This is a genomic window from Beijerinckia sp. L45 (genome assembly GCF_009765775.1).
Taxonomy (GTDB): Bacteria; Pseudomonadota; Alphaproteobacteria; order Rhizobiales; family Beijerinckiaceae; genus RH-AL1.
The window spans coordinates 1-208 of the sequence record NZ_LMUU01000023.1 but is presented as its reverse complement, the minus strand read 5'-3'; the positions used below and the strand labels follow the sequence as shown (position 1 = coordinate 208).

Below are 208 nucleotides of genomic sequence, written 5' to 3'. Positions count from 1 at the left end.
AGCACAGAACCAGCGGAAGGATCACCGGCTTCCCGGCGCGACCGCGATCCTCGATGTGAAGGGCGAGAATTTCGCGGAGCTTTACGAGCCGAATAACCGCCGCGTCCCGGTTCCGCTGAGCGAGATCCCCGAACACGTTCAGCGCGCCTTCCTCGCGGCCGAGGACAAGCGATTTTATGAACATCGCGGCATCGATGAAGAACGCAGC

The 208-nt window shown here is 61.5% G+C and carries 1 protein-coding gene; it reads left to right on the top strand.

What is annotated here, in order from left to right; genetic code table 11:
• Positions 1-208, top strand: a 208-nt coding sequence (locus GSQ79_RS01385; protein WP_158806948.1) for a transglycosylase domain-containing protein, incomplete at both ends; no start/stop codon positions are given.